This window comes from Lutibacter sp. A64 (assembly GCF_022429565.1).
GTDB lineage: Bacteria > Bacteroidota > Bacteroidia > Flavobacteriales > Flavobacteriaceae > Lutibacter.
Genome location: NZ_CP092487.1, coordinates 638539 through 654514, shown reverse-complemented (window position 1 = coordinate 654514; position 15976 = coordinate 638539). Strand labels below are relative to the sequence as shown.

Here is a 15976-nt window from a genome sequence, read left to right as displayed (position 1 = left end):
TTTTAATAATCAAATTTAAGTGTATTAACATCCTCTATTTGTATTTTGTCCAAATTCAATTGTTTAAGTTTTAAAGTCAAATCCATTTCTTGATCTCCAGTTAATCTCAATCTTGAAATATTATAACCAATCACTTTAGCAGGACAACCTCCAACAACCAAACTATCCTCTTCTTGAGGTACTAAATATTGTTTATTTACTATTGAATTACTCGCTACAATAGTTTTGTCTGGTAAATTTACACCTTTCATTAAGCTAGCTCTATTAGCCAACCAACAATCTTCACCTATAATTATCGGGTTTTGTTTAGCACTAATTTCCTTAGTTATACTGTTTATTGTATAATGAAAATTTGTATCAATAATTTGAACTTCCCAAGCTGTTCTTAAATTTGCCCCTACCTCAATTTTTTGTTGTGCTATTACTTTATTGTTACCTCCAAAAGTTATATTGTTTCCAAATTGAATTTCACCATTTTTAAAACAACTAATACAAGTTCCACTTCCAATTCTAATATTATAACCTTGAATTACTATTTTCCCATGATTATTCCAATGCGAAGGCTTCTCTCCTAAAATTTCACTGTGAATAGTTGTAAATACAAACATCTTCCTTTTAATAGGAACTGTAAATTTAATACTTCCGCTGTTCCCATGTATAATAACCTTTTGATTTAACCAAAAAGGCAATTTTATAGCATCTTTAAAACTCAGTAATCTATAATTAAAAATTATAGTTCTACAAAGATTAACTAAAAATCTTATATATCTTTTCATAATAATTTATTGTTACCAATAACAAGCGCCCTCAACCTGTTGTGCGTTTTTAGGCTTATCTATTTCTCCAGGCCTTACCCAATATTTATTCATTAAATTACTATAGCTCCCTTTTGGAATACCCCAAGTAATTACTCCATAATCTGGATTCTCCCAACGTTTCCCCCTAATTCCAAACAATAATTGCAAAGCACCTCCTAAATGCACTGCTTTTTTACCTTGTCTTTTAACATGTGCCGCTAACGGAAAACCATAGGCCCCTGCTCCAATCAAACAAATATCATAATCTTGTTTGTCTATTTCGGCTTTCATAAAGTCTAATGCTTCAAACCAAGTTTTAAAAGTACTTTCCCCCCCTAAACTTTGTACAGCTTTTACAGTCCTTAATTCAAATGCTGGTAATACTTCTTTTTCAAATAAAAGCGTTCGTTTTTTATACTGTACTTCTATAGTTTCTGAAAAAGGATGTACTACTACTACTTTTTTTCCTTCCAATGCTTTTGTCCAAGGAATTTCAGCCCAAAATGGTTCTAATAACATTAAATGCATATTTAAAGATTCCTTTGATCTATATAAATCAACATTTTTCTCTGCATATAACCAAGAGCCTAAGATATCAACTTCAGCAAGATCTTCTAACATCAGTTCACAAAATTGAGAAATATGTTCTTGATCAGCAGGAAAAAAACCGCTCCAATTTTGCATCTGTTGCATAATGTTTTTATTCCACCAAAAAGCTTCACATGTACCTTTTATATATTTTATATAATTTTCTTTATTTTCTTTTATGCTTAAATAATTCAACAAACATGTTAATTCTGTTGACCCTAACCTAGCAATCATACAAGGCTCCTTACTTAACAAGTTATTGTATATAGCACTAAAAGCTTGCTCTGGATCTTGAATCCCCCGAATAATTTTAAAAGGTTGTTTCTCTATTTTTTGATAAATTTTACGGAGTACTTTTAGAGTTATAATTGATAATTTATTCATTTTTAAGTCGCTTCAATTCCTTATAATTTCTAATAACTTTAGGTATCTTGTTTAATCTATATTTAACTCTCTTAAAAAAAGGCTTTTTCGGAGCATCTTTTACAAATCCTCGTTTTGAAAAATCTACTTTAATTTTATGTTCTTTAAATAAAGGAATTACCTCTTCGTACCATCTACCTTGTATAATCCCAGTAAAAATATACGGTATAATTTCATACTCATTTAGCTTTACATAATTTCTATCTACCACATAATAATCATTTTGTAGGACAGCTGACCTCATAGAGCCAAATTCTTCAAACTCCCAAGCATCCTCATTTACTCTTATCAACTCTAATAATTCTGATTTTCTCCATAAAGCAGCTTGACAAGAAACTCTGTATCTTTGCTTATATTTTACAGTATCTAAATTTTTATAGTTAGATCTACCTTCAGCTATTACAGATTGATCTGTTAAATGAATACATTTAATAACTGTATTGTTTTGCATTAAGTTTACATAATACTCAACCTCTTTATTTTTTACCGAATCTTTTAAAAAATAATCTTCTTGCATATATAACACAATATCTGTGTCCATTGCTTCTAAAGCCCATTTAAGACATTGACTCCAAGTAGCGCGTTCACTTTTTGGAAAATTATTATTTTTACAAACTTTTAAAGGAACAATATCTAAACCTTTAAATTCATAATTTTTATGTTCTGTATTTAAATATAATTTTCCTTTACAGTCTGGCCAATAAACAGTCCATAATTTAAAAAAAGGGTTCCAGCAATCTTCAAATTTATCACAGGTATTTACTAAGATTGAATATTCTTTCATTCTATTTTATTTTTTAAAATCTATTTCTTTTATTACTTTACAAGGATTTCCTAGTGCAATTAGCTCTGAAAAATTACTTATGCCTAAATTTAAACACTTTACCCTTTACTGTTTGTATTAATCCTTCAACTATGGTTTTCTCTTTTTTATCTAGGACCAAATAAGCTGCAAACATAAACATGAATGATGAAAATAAAATTGACAAGACAAAACGAAGAAATCCTTCATCTAACCATAAATTAGTTGAAAATCCAGATAACATTGCAACTGTAAAAATAAAAGTACAAGGAATTAATACTATTTTTATTAAATCTGAAATTTTAAGAGAACACAGTTTTACATTAAAATAAACTTTAAATCCTGTCCCTAAACCAACCATAAAAAAAATAGTTACAATATATAACCAATAAACTGGAAATCCATTTAAAAATAAAAGATACAACACTAATAAAGGCAATAGATTAGAAACTAAACTCGATATATTTATCCCCTTTATATTACCTTTAGCATTTAACGATGTACCTAGGGTTATAGTAAGTTGTTCTAATAATCTACGTATTAATGCTAGTCTTAAAAAAAGAACAGTCCATTCTGGTATTTCCTTCAACCATAATTTTAAAATATAAGGTGTTTCTATAATAACAGGAATGGCAAAAATTGCCAATATAAGGAACGATAATTTACTTCCTAACAAAGAAAAATAAATCATAGTTTGCTCATCTCCTGCCCCTTGTTTTTTTACAATCACGGGGTTTAAAGCTTTCATCATATTATTGGAAAAAGCCATCAATTGTCCATTTAATTGGTTTGCAACTCCTAAAGCTGCATTCACCACTGTTCCAAAAAAATGATTTACAACAATTGCATTTCCATAATTACCCATCATCCCACTTCCAATACCAACTAAATTCCATCCAGCAAAAGATGTCATTTCTTTTAGTAAACTTTTGTCCCAATAACGTTTTGGAGCTATTACACATTCTTTATATGTTTTATGACAATAAATACGCATAATAGTTAACACCAATAAAGGGATACATGCCATAAGCATACCATACAACTCTAACTTATCTCCCATATAATATACAATTATAAAGGCTACGGTTAATTTTAACACCGATTCAATTACTCCTACAACAGAATAATAGAGCATATTTTCGTGCGCATTCAACACTGCTTCATACGGTACAGACATTACAGTAAACATAGTACTTATAATTAAAGAAGCATATACAACCTTTGCTGCATAAATTCTATCTGGTGGTATGTTTAAAATTCCATTAAAAAAGAAATAACCAGCTACCAACAGTACAATTCCTAAAAATAATGCGATACCAAAATGTAAGACTAAACTTACATTAAATATCTGTTTTTGCTTGCTTACTATGCCTTTCCCTTCATAAAAAGACATAAAACGTTGCGTAGCAGATGACATTGCAGCATGTAAAAACCCCAACATACTAATTGCTCCACCCACTACTGCATAAATACCAAAATCTGAAGCACCTAATGCATTTAATATTAAACGGGTAGTATACAAGGAAATAAACATTGTTATTCCCATTTTAGCATATAAAAATCCAGTATTTTTTATTACTCTATTAGCTGTTGACATTTAATGTAAATAAATATTGTAATAAATTTTTAATAAGGTGTTCTCTAATGAATTCAAAATAAGGTAACTTCTTTTAACGTATTTTATCTTTTCCCAATTTGAAAATATTCAAAACCCTTTTCTTCTAAATTGTAACTATTGTATTGGTTTCTACCATCAAAAATAACAGGCGTTTTTAATTGTTTTTTAATTTCTTCAAAATCTGGAGAACGGAATTCTTTCCATTCGGTTAATAAAATTAAAGCGGCTGCATTTTCAATAGCGGTGTATTTAGAGTTTACATAGCTAATATGTTGTACATCTTTTAAATACATGAGTTTGGCTTCTTCTACAGCTTTAGGATCGTAGGCCTTAATTGTAGCGCCTCTTTTTACCAATTCTTTAATTACATAAATAGCAGGAGCTTCGCGCATATCATCAGTTCCAGGCTTAAAGGCTAAGCCCCAAATACCAAACGTGAGTCCTGTTAAATCTTTGCCAAAACGCTGTACTACTTTTTGTGCTATTACCAATTTTTGTGCATTGTTTACCTCTTCTACAGCTGTTATTATTTTTGCATTGTACTTATGTGCTGCAGCAATTTTTTTTAATGCTTTTACATCTTTAGGAAAACAAGAACCTCCATAGCCTGCCCCTGGATAAATAAAGCTATACCCTATTCTTTTATCGGAGCCAATACCTGTACGTACCATATTGGCATCTGCTCCTACGTGCTCACATATATTGGCAATTTCATTCATAAATGAAATTTTTGTTGCTAGCATAGCATTTGCAGCGTATTTTGTCATTTCAGCAGAACGTATGTCCATAGCTATAAACCTGTCGTGCGACATACAAAATGGAGCGTACAACTGTTTCATTTTTTCGGTTGCAACTTTAGTATCCGAACCAATAACAACTCTGTCTGGTTTCATAAAATCGTTAATTGCAGCACCTTCTTTTAAAAATTCTGGATTGGAAACTACATGAAACGGTATGTTTACTTGTCGTTTATCCAATGCTGCTTGTATGGTTGCTTTTACCTTATCTGCTGTACCAATTGGCACTGTAGATTTATCTACTACTATCAATTCGTTTTGCATAGTTGCTCCTATTTCTTTTGCAACTGCCAATACATATTGTAAATCTGCCGAACCATCGTCGCCCATAGGTGTTCCTACCGCTATAAATACAATAGCTGCATCTACAAGTGCTGTTGCTAGATTAGTTGTAAAAGAAAGATTTCCTTGTTCGGAATTTTTTAAAACCATAGGTGCTAAACCAGGTTCGTAAATAGGAATAATGCCTGCTTTAAGTTTTTCAATTTTAGCGCTGTCTGTATCTACACAAATTACCTTATTTCCCATTTCTGAAAAACAGGTTCCAGATACCAAACCTACATATCCACTTCCTACAATTACTAATTTCATATAATTTATTTAATTTTTATTATAACGTACTTACTTGTTTTTAAAAACAACTTTTTATGATTTTTGTTCGCGTTGGTGTACTTCATTTCTTAAACTAGTACTAGAAAAACGATGATCTCTATGGTTAAAATACAGAGTTATGTTATTTTCTTCGCAATAGGTTCTACCGGTAAAATCTTTGTTTTGGTACTCATCACCAACAATACGTACATCAATTTTAAAGGAATGTAATATATCTTCTAAATCTTGTTCTGTGGTATACGGCACAATTTCGTCTACAAATTTACAGCCTTTTAATTGTATATAACGTTCCACTACCGTTTGTACGGGTTTATTTTTTTCTGGTCTGTCTATAGTTGGATCGGTTTGTAAACCGCAGATTAAATAATCGCATTGACTTTTGGCTTCTTCTAACATTTTTATATGTCCGGCATGTAATAAGTCAAATGCGCTAAAAGTAATTCCTATTTTCATTGTTTTTGGTAATTTAGTTACTGGTTTTGGTTGTTGGTTGTTGGTTTTAGGTTTTTGACGACCGTCATTGCGAACCTAATTGATTCAGCATGACGTTTCTTTTAAACTTTATCTATATCTAAATGTCATTCCTGCCTTTCAATTCGTCATTGCGAGTGAAATGCAATGGAACGCGGCAATCTGTTGTTATGTTATCTAAATGTTGTTTAATCTTTTCTATACCGTCATCCCGAACTCGATTACTCACTATTCCTTATTATTTTATTATTGGTGTTCGTGAACCTACGGTTTCGGGATCTCATGTGGTAATCTAAATTTTGTTTAATATTCTAACTTTTTTCATTTGCTCTGTTCATTTTTTTCATTGATAAAAAAACGAACCAAAAAAATCTAGTCTGATGATAATTTAATTGAATCTTACAGAAGTTACGCAGTCGACGCCAGACCGCTGCACTCTTTGGCTTTCTCCCGTTGCTTCACTTCTTTAGATTGCTACTTAAATTCTCATAGGACGTTTTTAAATTCGTCATTGCGAGTGAAATGCAATGGAACGCGGCAATCTGTTACTTAAAAACTAAATCAAAATAAAACCGTCATCCCGAACTCGATTACTCACTATTCCTTATTATTTTATTATTGGTGTTCGTGAACCTACGGTTTCGGGATCTCATGTGGTAATCTAAATTTTGTTTAATATTCTAACTTTTTTCATTTGCTCTGTTCATTTTTTTCATTGATAAAAAAACGAACCAAAAAAATCTAGGCTTACGAAACTTTATCTAAATGTTTTGTTCAACATCTAAATTTTAGGAACTCGCTTTTAATATTTTTAGCTAGCTATCAAATTTATTGTTAGCTCAAACAGCCTAAAATTTTACGATGTCTTACTCACTATCCCTTTTTATTTTATTATTTGTGTTCGTGAATCTGCGATTTCACTTCACATTTTACGATAAACCTTCGATATGCCGTATAAATATTGATTTTAAACCGTCATTGCGAGTGAAATGCAATGGAACGCGGCAATCTGTTGTTATTTATCTAAATTTTGTTTAATCTTTTCTATACCGTCATCCCGAACCTGCCGATAGGCAGAATTGATTTCGGGATCTCATGTGGTTAACTTAAATGCTAATTTCTATTTCATTAGATACAGATTACTTCGTCGCGAAAAGCTCCTCGTAATGACGGACGGTGATTCAACCTTTCAACTAATTCCTAGTTTACTTCATAAGATGCTGAAATCGAAGATTCAGCGGAGCTAATCAAGTTCAGCATGACGAAATATTATAGAAACCGTCCTATGAGAATTTAAGTAGTAATCTGAGGAAGTGAAGCAGAAAGAGTAAGCCAAATAGCGCAGCGGTCTGGCGTCGACTGCGTAACTTCCGTAAGATTCAATTAAATTATCATCAGACTAGATTTTTTTGTTTCGTTTTTTCATCAATGGAAAAAATGAAAATAAAAGATTTTTAAAATTATAACTATTATTCAAAAGATTGCCGCGGTCGTACCTTTCTTGCAATGACGTTAATATTTAAACCTTTCAACTAATTCCTAGTTTACTTCATAAGATGCTGAAATCGAAGATTCAGCGGAGCTAAATAAATTCAGCATGACGAAATATTATAGAAACCGTCATTGTGACCGAATTTATTCAGCACGACGTTGGTGCTTTTAATTTTTCTTTTTAAGATTTTCTTGATTTTCTAAAAACCATTTAAAAGTTGTTGCTATACCTTCTTCTAATTCTATAGAGGCCTGCCAACCTAGCTTATTTAATTTTGAAACGTCTAATAATTTACGTGGTGTACCATTTGGCTTACTGCTATCCCAATCAATAGTTCCGGTATGTCCGGTTATTTTTTGAATGGTTGTAGCCAATTGTTTTATAGTAACATCGGTGCCTGTACCTACATTGTAAACATGTTCTGGTAATTTATGTTCTAGGGTAAAAAGTACTGCTTTTGCCAAATCATCTACGTGTAAAAATTCGCGCATTGGAGTACCATTTCCCCATAAATTTACAGTGGCATTGTTATTATTTTTGGCTTCATAAAATTTACGGAGCATTGCTGGTAGTACGTGCGAAGCTGTTAAATCAAAATTATCGAACGGGCCATATAAATTAGTTGGCATTAAACTCACAAAATCTTTTTGATATTGATTGCGTATAAATTGACACAATTTTACTCCAGAAATTTTAGCGATGGCATAACCTTCATTTGTTGGTTCTAAACTGTCTGTTAATAAATAGTCTTCTTTTAAAGGTTGTGCTGCCAATTTAGGATAAATACAAGAACTGCCTAAAAATATAAATTTGTTCACATTATTTGTATGTGCTGCTTGTATTAAATTGTTTTGTATTTGCATATTTTCTAGTAAAAACTCGTATTGATTTTTACTATTTGCTAAAATCCCTCCAACTTTAGCTGCCGCATCTATAATAGCTTCTGGTTGTTCTTCAGTTATAAATTTATAAACCTGCGCTTGGTTACGAAGGTCTAATTCCTTGCTGGTTTTACCTATTAAATTGGTGTAACCTGCTGCTGTTAAAGCGCGCCAAATAGCAGAACCTACCATTCCTTTATGTCCGGCTATGTATATTTTTGATGCTTTCTTCATGCTGTTTATAATTTAAAAAATTGCGAAGTGAATGTATTAAATTCCAGTGTTTTTTCTTCTAATTTTTATTTTTATGGCATCTTTAATCGGTTTTTCTGAAACTAATATAAGATAACCACCTCCACCAGCTCCTGCTAATTTCCAAGCTAAGGCTTCATTTTTATACGAAGCTATTACTTCGTTTATTTCATTATTTAGCATTGCAGGAAACATGGTTGTTTGTGCTTTAAACGATTTTAAAAATGCGCTAGCAAATGCTTGTAAATCCTTTGCTAAAATAGCGTTCCAAACCGCTTCCGATGCCATTGCTAATTGTGTTACATTGGTTTTATTAATTTCTGTATTGTGCATTAACTCCAAGCCTTGTTTGCGAGGCCACAATAATACCATATATAAATGTTCTTCTAACCAACATAATATTTCTTCCGTATGAATGGATTCTATTTTTTTTGGCCAATAATCATTATCGTAATAATGTCTTACCAGACCCGGCATACAAATTCCAATAGCATCTTGTGCTCCTGAAACAAATTCATTCCCTGGTTTATTTTCATAACGGAACAAAATTTCAGCTAATTTTTCTGGCTTTTCTAAAGGTAACGTATAAGGCCATATTTTTTTTGCTGCATTTCTGGTTGAAGTACTCATTCCACAACGTTCGTTATATTCTATAACAGGTTCTAACGAAAGTGTAATTGCCCATCCTGGTGCATATTTAGAAACATACACCTGATCTATCCAAGTACCTGCCAAATCAATACGATACGGTAATTGAGATTTATTTCCATTGCGTAAAGAAGTGGTAGAACGCTCTGGAAGGCCAGAACTCGGAATTCTGTTTAAAACCACCAATTCTATACCTAATTCTTTACACAGCTCTTTCTTTTTGGGTGAATAACCATCTTCATTTACAACAAAATAATCTGGTTGTAATACTTTTAACTGTTCCTCAAAATCCATAATTCCGTTTCCAGAATTTATAAATGCATCGGTAACATAGCGGATTGCTTTTACCATATACAAACGCTCTAGCTCACTATTAATGGTAAGGCGTCCTTTTAACTCTTCTACGGTTTTATCAGATCCTATACCAACATGCAAGTCTCCATAGGAAGAGGCTTCCTTAAAAAATGCTACGTGGCCAGAGTGCAATAAATCATAACACCCCGATACAAATACTTTCTTTTTCATTTTTACCGTATTTTTTTATTCAAAATAATTTAAAGTAGTATAACCACCATCTTTTAAATATTGATCTTTTTGCATTAGCTTTAAATCGCTTTGCATCATATCCTTTACAAGTTCTTGTAAATTATACTTTGGAGTCCATCCTAATTTTGTATTTGCTTTGGTAGGATCTCCAATTAGTAAATCTACTTCTGTTGGTCTAAAATAGGTAGGATCTACAGCCAATACTTCTTTTCCAATAGCTACTTGATAGTCTTTATTGTTACAAGCTTTTATTACAGCTCTTTCGTTTACACCCGTTCCTTTAAACTCTAATTCTATACCAACTTCAGCAAAACTTAAGCGAACAAATTCGCGTACCGAAGTAGTTTTACCAGTTGCAATTACCCAGTCTTCTGGAGTTTCTGCTTGTAAAATCATCCACATCATACGTACATAATCTTTGGCGTGCCCCCAGTCTCGTTTTGCATCTAAATTTCCTAAATACATTTTATCTTGTAAGCCCAATGCTATACGCGCTGTAGCTCTGGTAATTTTTCTAGTTACAAAGGTTTCTCCTCTAATAGGTGATTCGTGATTGAATAAAATACCATTACACGCAAACATATTATATGCTTCTCTATAATTTACGGTAATCCAATAGGCATACATTTTAGCAACTGCATACGGAGAACGCGGGTAAAAAGGTGTGGTTTCAGATTGTGGTACTTCTTGTACTTTCCCATACAATTCTGAAGTTGATGCCTGATAAATTTTAGTCTTTTTTTCCAATCCTAATAAACGTACAGCATCTAAAAGACGTAGAGTTCCCAAACCGTCCGCATTTCCAGTATATTCAGGTGTTTCAAAAGAAACAGCAACATGACTCATAGCTGCAAGATTATAGATTTCATCTGGTTGAATTTCTTGTATCAATCGTATTAAATTGGTACTATCGGTCATATCTCCATAATGAAGTATAAAACTTTTATTATCTAAATGAGGATCTTGATATAAATGATCTATTCTATCTGTATTAAATTGCGAAGAACGACGTTTTAAACCGTGTACTTCATAGCCTTTTTTTAGCAAAAACTCACTTAAATAAGCGCCATCTTGCCCTGTTACTCCTGTAATAAATGCAATCTTTTTCATTGTTTAATATTCCTTTAAAATTAACGGATTTTATATAGTTGTTTTGTTTAATTAAGATTTTTTTAATAACCACGAAGACGATTGTATTTTTTCGCCCAAACCATCTAATAACTCAATCCCTAATGCTTCACAAATAGGACGTTCTGGAATTGAATTGTTATTTTGATCGCCTCCATTTGCAAATGTCAGCGTATAACGATCTCCATATTCTTTTGCTATTTTTTCTATTGTAGCGCATACGGTTCTGTCTTTGTCAATAGATAATATTGTTTTATCTACAGGTTTTATATGATCTACAATAAACATACGCTCATCTTCTAATTGAAACTCTTTAGCTCCTTTTAAACTGCGTTGGTAGTCGTTATTTACAATTACAAACAATACATCTGCCAATGCTTTTGCTTGTATAAAATATTCTAAATGGCCTTTATGTATTGGGTTAAAATAACCGCTAACGATTATAGCTTTGGGTTTTTTACTCATTTTTATTGAATGTATTTTTTGAATTTTTGAGTTTTCAATAATTTAATTTTTTTTAAACCGTCATTGCGAGTGAAATGCAATGGAACGCGGCAATCTGTTACTTAATAACTAAATCAAAATAAAACCGTCATGCTGAACTTGATTCAGCATCTTTCTCTAATGAAATACTAATTATACTCTTAGTTTGGCTTCATGAGATCCTGAAATAAATTCAGGATGACGAAATATTATAGAAACCGTCATTGCGAGTGAAATGCAATGGAACGTGGCAATCTGTTGTTATTTATCTAAATGTTGTTTAATTGTTCAAGTATTTAAAACTCTAATTTTTGGACATAGCAAAGCCATTATTAGAAAATACTAATAATGGCTTTATAAAGTATAATTTACAACAATGTTTTACACGACTTTGTATTTCTAAAAAATCATTAAAAACCCTTTGTAAATTGGATTTTTTGTATAAAATTTTGAATAATTCATGTGTAGTATTGTTTTTACACATGGAGGGTTGAACTAAGTCAACTTTTAATTTAACTTTCACGGATACTATTAACTAAATTTCACAGATATTACTAATGGTTAACATTAGTATGAATAAGCCTTTTCCATTTTAAATTAGATGCTCCAAAATTAATGAGCAATGCTAATTTTAAATTGGTAACTTTTAAATAATTAAGTGTTTTATGTATGTATTCTTCTTTTATAACACTATCTACCATTACAACAACCAAAATTTTATTATAACATAAAAAATCTGCTGTAAATTGTTTTTTTAATGGAACACCGTCGTAACTGATGTCTAATTTTTTATTTTTTTCAAAAGGAATACTTTTATTTGTAAACTCCTTTTCTATAGCTTCATAATATATTTCTTCAAGAAAACCTGCTCCTAATTTTTTATGTACTTCTATACAAGCACCTATAATTTTAAAGCTTTCTTCTTCAAATAATAATTTACTCATGGCATTCTAAAACGTTCTTTTCTTTTTCTAGTTTAAACTGATTTAAATTAAATTAATAACTGCAAAAGACCAGGTAATTGTTATTACAATAAGTAATACTAATAAAACAATTTGATTTTTTTTCATAATAGCGATTTTTGTAAAAATTTGTTAGTTTATTTATTTTTTCATGGCTCCGCCACGAAAATCACATAAATTTGTTTTTTCAACGCTTAAAGAACTGCCGCTCTTTTTAGTAATTATAAAACTTTTAAAACATCTTTATACTGCTTCTGAATGCGCATTTGTGTTGTTTTTAACAAACATCTCAGCTATGCTTTAATCCCTCTCTTATACTACTTCTTTAGGCAATAAAACTTGAAATTGAGTTCCTTTTCCTAGTTCAGATGTTACTTTTATAGTTCCATTATGTTTTTCAACAAACGCTTTACATATTATTAAACCTAAACCTGTACCTTTTTCACCTTCTGTTCCCGATGTAGATTTATTTTCTGTTACTTCAAAAATAATTCCTAGTTGTTCTTTATGCATACCCACCCCATTATCTTTAATTATAATAATTTGATGCGTTTTAGTTTCTTTTAAATCTATACAAACCTCTCCGTTGCTGTAACTAAACTTTATGGCGTTAGTAATTAAATTTCTAACAACCGTTTTAATCATATACTTATCGCAAATTACCAGCTCATTTACATCAACCTTATTTACAATTTTAATGTTTTTATCTGCTATTAAATCGTTTAATTTTAACAATTCATTATCCACTATATTCCAGAAAACATACGGCTTTAAATTAAAACTTAGTAAACCAGATTCTGAACGCACCCATTTTAAGGAATCTTTTAAAAGGTCGGCTGCATTTGTTGCTGAATTATTTATAATATGTATAAACTTTTCAATTTTTTCCAGTTCATAGGTTCTTATATTATCTTTTAACAATGTTAAAAAACCTAACATTGAATTAAAATGATTGAATAAATCGTGTGTTAAAATTGCAATCTTCTCATCTTTACTACTACTTAATTTAGATTGCGTTCTTAGTTTTGAAAGTAATAACTCAATATTTTTTTCAATTCTTTTATTTTTGTGTTCTTTTGAACCTTCTTTAGCTTTTGAAAACTGAATATGTTTAATATGGGTTCCAATAGCCTCATTTTCATTTATACCAACCAACTCACACAATGATGGATTTATACTTTGAACAAAACCATTAGTGTCTAATTCAATAAAATCTTGAATATTTTCATCTATAAAAACTTTAATTTTATCTGAAAAAAGTGCAGTATTAATATGTTGTAAATCTTGGTTCATGGATTTTTAAAATCTCATTTATAAAATAATTAAAGATTCTTTTTTTGAAGGGTTACTTTTATCCCTAACTCTTTTAAAACAACTTGAAGCCTATTGTTTCCAACTTCTTGAACTACTCCATTTTTACCTTTAAAAGGTCCATTTGTAATTAAATGATTGTCTCCAGGTTTTATATTTTCTATTTTTGGTACAGAAGCACCTTCTTTTAAAAAATCTTTAAGAATCTTAATTTCTTTATTTAAGACTTTGGCAGGCTCACCTAAATAAAATAAGTATCTTATAATCCCTGGAATTTCAAAAACTTTTGCACGATGTTTCTCTTTAATTTTAATAAAAATATAAGTGGCAATTAAAGGTTTTGTAACCTTTTTTTTACGATCTGACCATTTTTTTACAGTAGTATAAGTAGGGCAATAAACTTTAAAACCTGCAGCTTCTAGAAGGCTTGCAACTTTTATCTCGTTTTTGCGTTTAACATTTAATACAAACCAATACATCTCTGTGTGTTTTAACTAAGAAAAGTGATTACTTATTTGTTTCATAATTTTAATGTCTAGGCATGGCTTCGCCACATAAACTCACATCTATTTCAACAATTAAATATGACTTCGAATACAAAATTCAACATAAAAAACAATAAAAACTTACGGATTTCCGTAATTGAATTAATTATTATTTTTTTCAAAAAAAAGATTATAACTAAGACTATACTTTATGGTATGGCTTCGCCAAAAACACTCCCATTTTATGGACGTATTTCTAAAAATAGCCTTTATTGTAATTCTAAAATGAATTAACAACGACAATAAGTAATATCGTAGATTTAGCAATCTTATTTTTTACAATTACAAATATAATAAATTTCACAAAACTTTATGGCTTAACCCATTTATTTTATTAAAAATATATTTTATTATACAAATCTAACCGTTTATTTACAAACTGATTACCATCTATACGAATTATAAATATAAAACGCTACACTTAATTTTAAAAACTCTTGTTCTTTAATATTTATATATTCTTTAAAATATGCCTAAATAAAACAAAGCCTTACATAAATTTGTAAGGCTTTGTTTATTAAATCTTTTTTCAATTTACAATCTTCCTTTAATCTTGTACAAATTTAAATTGAAAGTCCATAATAAATGTACGGATTTCCGTAAGCATCTTAAATTTAATGAAACTTTTTAAATCAATCCTAAATCTTTAGCTATTGCAACTAAATGTGTAGGGTTGCTAGCATTAAAATGTTCTCTTAGAATTTTCAATCTTTTTTCAATAGAACTTACACTTGTAGGCGACCAATTTTTATCTTTTAAAATAGTACTAATTTCTTCTTGTTGGTAACCTTTAGAAAGGCATTCTATTAAAAAAATATCATATTCTGATATTTCAATTGTTTTTTGTTTTGATACTGCTCCGGAAATATGCGGAGAAATGTAAATTTTGTCTGAATTAAATAGTTGTAGTAGCGCCTTTTTAAGCTCTCTTAATCCTTCCCTACTTTTCCATACATAAGCATTGATTTTATATTCATTAAACAGCTTTTGTACTCTATACTCTTTATCTTCAACAGAAAATACCACTATTTTTAATAACGAAAATTCTTCTCTTACTTTTTTTATTAATTCATCTCCAGATTTTATTTTTTGCTCAACATAATCCTCTTCGAATGACAAATCACTTATTAATAAATCAAAAGGGGCATTATTTAATTTAGCACTTTTTAATTTAAGTAAGGCTTCATCACAATATTGCACATACTCAATTTGAGCAATATTTAATTCTGCCAATTGCGACTTTATTCCACTATTAATAAAGTCCATATCTTCTGCAATTAATACTTTTTGAAACATAGCTTTTATTTTTTAAAACTTATAAAGACTTTAAAACCTTTATTTAAAGATGATTCAAAATTAATAATTCCCTGAATAGATTTTATACGGGTTTCCACATTTTTAAGTCCATTACGCAATTTTAGGCCTGTTAAATCAACTCCTTTTCCGTTATCTGAATAATTTATAATGTATTCATTCATATTTTTTTTAAAAGCAATGGCAACCAATGTTGCTTTACTATGCTTTTGCATATTAACCATAAGCTCTTGTAATACTCTATAAATTTCTATTTGCTTATCTTCCTTTAATAAATTTAATGCTACTTTATGAATATCTTTAAGA

15 protein-coding genes are annotated in these 15976 nt (G+C 30.3%); all 15 read right to left on the bottom strand.

Annotated features, from left to right (window positions below):
- Nucleotides 1-2: 2 nt before the first annotated feature.
- The 15 genes from MKD41_RS02505 to MKD41_RS02435 all read right to left on the bottom strand — a co-directional run bounded on the left by MKD41_RS02505 (nucleotide 3) and on the right by MKD41_RS02435 (nucleotide 15918).
- Nucleotides 3-776: an acyltransferase gene (locus MKD41_RS02505; RefSeq protein ID WP_240243875.1), complete on the bottom strand. Its 774-nt coding sequence runs from the start codon at nucleotides 774-776 to the stop codon at nucleotides 3-5.
- A gap of 12 nt (nucleotides 777-788) precedes the next feature.
- Nucleotides 789-1769: a hypothetical protein gene (locus MKD41_RS02500; protein ID WP_240243874.1), complete on the bottom strand. Its 981-nt coding sequence runs from the start codon at nucleotides 1767-1769 to the stop codon at nucleotides 789-791.
- Nucleotides 1762-2592 (bottom strand): hypothetical protein, encoded by an 831-nt coding sequence (locus MKD41_RS02495; protein WP_240243873.1) that lies wholly within the window; start codon nucleotides 2590-2592, stop codon nucleotides 1762-1764. Before MKD41_RS02495 ends, MKD41_RS02500 begins: the two co-directional genes overlap by 8 nt.
- A gap of 73 nt (nucleotides 2593-2665) precedes the next feature.
- Nucleotides 2666-4207 carry a hypothetical protein gene (locus tag MKD41_RS02490; RefSeq protein ID WP_240243872.1) on the bottom strand — a complete coding sequence of 514 codons (1542 nt, stop codon included), beginning with the start codon at nucleotides 4205-4207 and terminating at the stop codon, nucleotides 2666-2668.
- A gap of 83 nt (nucleotides 4208-4290) precedes the next feature.
- Nucleotides 4291-5616 carry a UDP-glucose dehydrogenase family protein gene (locus MKD41_RS02485; protein WP_240243871.1) on the bottom strand — a complete coding sequence of 442 codons (1326 nt, stop codon included), beginning with the start codon at nucleotides 5614-5616 and terminating at the stop codon, nucleotides 4291-4293.
- Between the two features lie 54 nt (nucleotides 5617-5670).
- Nucleotides 5671-6090 carry an adenylyltransferase/cytidyltransferase family protein gene (locus MKD41_RS02480; protein ID WP_240243870.1) on the bottom strand — a complete coding sequence of 140 codons (420 nt, stop codon included), beginning with the start codon at nucleotides 6088-6090 and terminating at the stop codon, nucleotides 5671-5673.
- 1677 nt (nucleotides 6091-7767) lie between these two features.
- Nucleotides 7768-8715 (bottom strand): GDP-L-fucose synthase family protein, encoded by a 948-nt coding sequence (locus tag MKD41_RS02475; protein WP_240243869.1) that lies wholly within the window; start codon nucleotides 8713-8715, stop codon nucleotides 7768-7770.
- A 36-nt stretch (nucleotides 8716-8751) separates the two neighbouring features.
- Nucleotides 8752-9906, bottom strand: a complete 1155-nt coding sequence (locus MKD41_RS02470) for an adenylyltransferase/cytidyltransferase family protein (RefSeq protein WP_240243868.1) — start codon at nucleotides 9904-9906, stop codon at nucleotides 8752-8754.
- Between the two features lie 15 nt (nucleotides 9907-9921).
- On the bottom strand, nucleotides 9922-11037 hold the full coding sequence (gene gmd, locus MKD41_RS02465) for a GDP-mannose 4,6-dehydratase (RefSeq protein ID WP_240243867.1): 1116 nt from the start codon (nucleotides 11035-11037) through the stop codon (nucleotides 9922-9924).
- Between the two features lie 51 nt (nucleotides 11038-11088).
- Nucleotides 11089-11520 (bottom strand): adenylyltransferase/cytidyltransferase family protein, encoded by a 432-nt coding sequence (locus MKD41_RS02460; protein ID WP_240243866.1) that lies wholly within the window; start codon nucleotides 11518-11520, stop codon nucleotides 11089-11091.
- Nucleotides 11521-12092: 572 nt separating this feature from the next.
- Nucleotides 12093-12482: a GxxExxY protein gene (locus tag MKD41_RS02455; RefSeq protein WP_240243865.1), complete on the bottom strand. Its 390-nt coding sequence runs from the start codon at nucleotides 12480-12482 to the stop codon at nucleotides 12093-12095.
- A gap of 330 nt (nucleotides 12483-12812) precedes the next feature.
- The gene (locus tag MKD41_RS02450; RefSeq protein WP_240243864.1) at nucleotides 12813-13793 is read right to left on the bottom strand and encodes a sensor histidine kinase; all 981 of its coding nucleotides are present in this window, start codon (nucleotides 13791-13793) and stop codon (nucleotides 12813-12815) included.
- Nucleotides 13794-13822: 29 nt separating this feature from the next.
- The gene (nusG, locus tag MKD41_RS02445; RefSeq protein ID WP_240243863.1) at nucleotides 13823-14290 is read right to left on the bottom strand and encodes a transcription termination/antitermination protein NusG; all 468 of its coding nucleotides are present in this window, start codon (nucleotides 14288-14290) and stop codon (nucleotides 13823-13825) included.
- Between the two features lie 693 nt (nucleotides 14291-14983).
- Nucleotides 14984-15652, bottom strand: a complete 669-nt coding sequence (locus tag MKD41_RS02440) for a response regulator (RefSeq protein WP_240243862.1) — start codon at nucleotides 15650-15652, stop codon at nucleotides 14984-14986.
- Nucleotides 15653-15657: 5 nt separating this feature from the next.
- Entirely contained in the window at nucleotides 15658-15918 is a 261-nt protein-coding gene (locus tag MKD41_RS02435) for a sensor histidine kinase (protein WP_371824293.1), read from the bottom strand.
- Nucleotides 15919-15976: the final 58 nt, after the last annotated feature.